The sequence below is a fragment of the Streptomyces sp. SID14478 genome (genome assembly GCF_010548525.1).
Lineage (GTDB): Bacteria > Actinomycetota > Actinomycetes > Streptomycetales > Streptomycetaceae > Streptomyces.
In genome coordinates this window covers 1-3,695 of record NZ_JAAGMG010001082.1, presented here as the reverse complement: position 1 = coordinate 3,695, position 3,695 = coordinate 1, and the positions used below count along the sequence as shown (strand labels likewise).

The 3,695-nt window shown below is 64.7% G+C and carries 4 protein-coding genes and 1 pseudogene; 2 read left to right on the top strand and 3 right to left on the bottom strand.

The features are described from left to right. Positions 1–598: 598 nt before the first annotated feature. Positions 599–729: pseudogene (locus G3I40_RS35325) on the bottom strand (IS5/IS1182 family transposase); the annotation flags it as partial. A gap of 174 nt (positions 730–903) precedes the next feature. Here G3I40_RS35325 and G3I40_RS35320 point away from each other — a divergent pair. After that, positions 904–1,248: a VOC family protein gene (locus G3I40_RS35320; RefSeq protein ID WP_164558928.1), complete on the top strand. Its 345-nt coding sequence runs from the start codon at positions 904–906 to the stop codon at positions 1,246–1,248. A 105-nt stretch (positions 1,249–1,353) separates the two neighbouring features. Here G3I40_RS35320 and G3I40_RS35315 read toward each other — a convergent pair whose 3' ends face one another. Then, positions 1,354–1,563: a DUF6199 family natural product biosynthesis protein gene (locus G3I40_RS35315; protein ID WP_164558927.1), complete on the bottom strand. Its 210-nt coding sequence runs from the start codon at positions 1,561–1,563 to the stop codon at positions 1,354–1,356. A 707-nt stretch (positions 1,564–2,270) separates the two neighbouring features. On the opposite strand from G3I40_RS35315, the gene G3I40_RS35310 reads away from it, so the two are divergent. After that, on the top strand, positions 2,271–2,732 hold the full coding sequence (locus G3I40_RS35310; RefSeq protein ID WP_164558926.1) for a nuclear transport factor 2 family protein: 462 nt from the start codon (positions 2,271–2,273) through the stop codon (positions 2,730–2,732). 84 nt (positions 2,733–2,816) lie between these two features. Here the strand turns inward: G3I40_RS35310 and G3I40_RS35305 are convergent. After that, positions 2,817–3,625 (bottom strand): IS5 family transposase gene (locus G3I40_RS35305; RefSeq protein ID WP_164558925.1). Its coding sequence is split into 2 segments (ribosomal slippage): positions 2,817–3,286 and positions 3,286–3,625, totalling 810 coding nucleotides; the frame shifts between segments, so codons are not numbered across the junction. Positions 3,626–3,695 lie beyond the last annotated feature (70 nt).

Sequence of the window (3,695 nt, the reverse complement as noted above, 5' to 3'; positions counted from 1 at the left end):
TGCTCGACCACCCGCATCACCGCCACCGTCCACGCCGTCGTAGTCCTGCATCAGGCCAGCTCAGCAGCAGGATGAAAAGGGTTCAGTGCAGGCGGGCGAACGCGCGCCCCACGACCCAGCTGCTTCCATTACTCGAAGGGATTCCGCCGATACGGGGCAAGCACGGCCGGCCCTGGCGCCGCCCAGAAATTAGTGGGAGCCCCGTGGCCGCCCACCGCGCAGACTTCGCGTGGTCGGCCGGGCCCGCCCTAGCACTTCTTGCCCTTCTTCATCCTGCGTGTCCGCCAGACTCCGATCGATCCGGAGATGAGCGTGATGACAACCAGCATGATTGCACCGACGGGCCAAAACGGCGTCCGGTCGTCCGCAGCCAAGTACAGGTGTTCCACAGCCTGACCCCTTATGCCAGTCATGGCCAGGCACCGTCAGCCGTAGCCTCTCCTGGCCGGTTACCCGCGTCTGGCTGCTGCACGTCCCGGGGGACACTGCCACGTCGCCTCGTAATGGTGTGTGCGCCCGCTCCGCCCTGTTCACCCACGCCCGAGGAATGCGGAGCGCCACAGTCCGCTACCAGACGCCAACTGAGCCCTCTCCAACCTCATTCTGGGCTGGCCAGATGGAGGCTGAGGACGGCATGGACGAGGCTCGTGATCCGGGTCGTCGAGCAGCGCGTTGTGCGCAGGAGCTGCCAGGCTCGAGGGTTGCGATGGATTGCTCGACCAGTGCCCGCGCTCCATCCGTCTGTCAGGCCGACTGCCCAGCCAACATGCGAGGTTGACAAGGACTCACTACGCCAACGGCGCCTGACCTCAACTTCACTGTGGAGAACCGGGCTACCTCCTCCGATGATTTTCGGTCACAGGAGTGGTCCAACTTCCGAAACGATTCTGAGGAGTGATCCGAGTGGACCTGTACAGCATCATGTGCGTGAGCGACCGGACCAAGGCAGTGAAGTGGTTCGAGGCGTTCTTCGGGCGCCCAGCGGACGAGATCATCGGTGAGGAGTACCTGTGGCAGGCCGGGGAGAACGCGTGGGTCGTCGTTGACGATCGCGACGTGCGCGCTGAGCGAGTAGGCGGAGCCATGATCACGCTGGGCGTGCACGACCTCGACGACATCCTGGCCCGACTCGCCGCACACGGGATCGACCACGAACCGGTCGAGACCTACAGCAACGGCGTCCGCCACGTCGTCGTGCTGGATCCCGACGGGAACAGCCTCTCGCTCGCCGAGGTACCCACCCAGTGAACCTCTCACCCTGCACGGCGCTGGGTCACACTGCATCTGACCTGCCCGAATTGAGGTTGGCAAACGCTCAGTGACCGGGCAGCCGTCGGCAGGGCCGAACTGCGTTCAGGTGGCCTGAGTGAAGATCATGAAGGCAACAACCGCCAGAAAGACCACTCCTACTATGCGGGTCATGGTGTACCCGGCTGTAGTGGGTTCCGTGGCGTCGTAGTCCTTCACGAAGGGACGCTGAAAGGGCCGGTTCGCTCTCCACAGCAGTTGCGGTCTGTGGACCAGACCCATGACGGCAAAGACGCACAGCAGTACGTAAACCATGGTTCCTCCTGTTCGGATACACACCCGCCCAGAACCCCTTACCCCGTCGCGGCGTCCGTACCGACTGAATCGCATCTGAAGTGCCAGAGCCGATGCCGACCGAGAAGTGGAAGACGCGCTTCAAATCACTGATGAGCGTGTCGAGTTGAGCGACTTGGCTTGGGCTCCGAATAGCGCTCTTGCGAGGCGGGACTGTGTTTCCGCAGCACGCCGACCGGTTCCGCCGAGCTCAGGCCATGGCCGCGCCCGAGAGGCAGGACGATGCCCGGCGGGGAAGGGGCGGCTGCCGGCGCCGCGTCTGGCATGCACATTCAGCCTGTAAGTTGAGGCATCGTGATCAGCGGTAGTGAGCAGAAGGTCGTCGCCGAGGGCACGTGCTGAACGAGCGGCTGGGCGGCGGCGGCATGGGTACGGTGTGGAGTGCCTGGGACCCATTGCTCCAGCGATCGGTGGCCATCTCGGAATCGCCGCGCTGTCCGGAGAGGCACACCGCGACCGGCTGGGTCATGGTTCGCTCGAGTACATGGCACCCGAGAGAGCGCGCGTCCCGCCCGCCGGCCCAGCCAGCGACTTCTTCTTCCTGGGCGTCACGTTGTGCGCGCTGGCGACGGGCGCCGCGCCCTTCGCCTAATGAAGGCGCCCCCGAACCACAGCTCGATGTCGGATTGCCGCCAGCCTGATCCGTTGCGGTAGAGCACGCTGACGGCATGACAGTCCCTTCTTCCTCCGACTCGGTAACCGTCCTTAGCGGCATGTATGCAGCTGAGGCTGAGTACTTGGCATCTGGAGGCCCGGGCGCGGCCTCGTTCTGCCTGCTTGCTCCGTTCTTCGCGCCTGATGTCGTGCTGCATCAAGCCGACGCGCTGCCCTATGGCGGAACCTGGCGCGGGCATCAGGGCATGGAAGAGTTTTTCCTCGCGATGAGTCAGGTGTGGGAGTCGTTCGACATGGTCGAGCAGGACTTCCTCGCTACTGGCGAGACCGCGGTGGTACTCACTCAGGTCCGTGCTCGAGCTCGTTCCACCGGCCGCGAACTCTCGTTCCTGATCTTGCAGACGATCAGGATCAAGGATGAGAAGATCGTTGAAGTCCGGCCCTTCTACTGGGACACCGAGGCGATCGCCAGTGCCTGTGCGGCGGTGGCTGCGTCCGAGCGCAGGAGCCTGTGAGGGTCCTGGTCCCAGCCACTCGTTGATGGCTGTCAACAGGGCGAGCGCCTCGAAGGGGACGTCCGGATTCCCTTACTGATGGTTTCAGAATGAGGTGCGGAGTCGTCTCAGGCAGATGATGCTGCAAGCGAGTTGGAGGAGGCCCAGGTGTAGGTCTGCGCGTGTCTCATAGCGGATCCGCAGGCGTTTGAACTGGTGGAGCCAGGCGAATGTGCGCTCCACGACCCAGCGGGTCTTTCCCAGGCCCGAGCCGTGCGTGGTGCCTCTTCGGGCGAACTTGGGTGTGATGCCGCGAGACCGCAGAAGGCGGCGGTACTTGTCGTAGTCGTAACCCCGGTCGGCGAACAGCCGGTCCGGCCGGTGCCTGGGCCGCCCGCGGATACCGCGGATGCGGGGTATCGCATCGAGCAGGGGCACCAGCTGCGTGACATCGTGGCGGTTCCCGCTGGTCAGCGAGACGGCTAGCGGGGTGCCGTGCCGGTCGACGATCAAGTGGTGCTTGCTGCCGGGCCGGGCCCGGTCGACCGGCGAAGGTCCGGTGTGAGCCCCCCTTTCAGCGCCCTCACGTGCGAGCCGTCGATCGCTGCATCGTCCATGTCCAACAGACCTGCAGCCCGCAGCTCGGCCAGCAGCACCGCGTGCAGCTGCGGCCAGACGCCGGCCTCGGTCCAGTCCCGCAGGCGCCGCCAGGCCGTCACGCCACTGCAGCCGACCTGTTCAGCGGGAACATCCCGCCAGCTCACGCTCTTGCACAGCACATAGACAATGCCTCTCAGCGCAGCCCGGTCATCCGCCGGCAACCGCCCGGGATACCGACGCCGCCGAGGCGGACGAGCAGGTAAGAGCGGCGCCACACGTTCCCACAGGTCATCAGGCACCAGTTCAACAGTCACCCAACCAATCCTGCCGACACAACACCCAACTACCAAGCCCCACAACAAAAGTCATTCTGAAACGGTCAGT

Excerpts from the sequence above, each read along its gene's own strand:
- G3I40_RS35315 (WP_164558927.1), bottom strand. The coding sequence starts at position 1,563 with ATGGTTTACGTACTGCTGTGCGTCTTTGCCGTCATGGGTCTGGTCCAC.
- G3I40_RS35310 (WP_164558926.1), top strand. The coding sequence starts at position 2,271 with ATGACAGTCCCTTCTTCCTCCGACTCGGTAACCGTCCTTAGCGGCATG.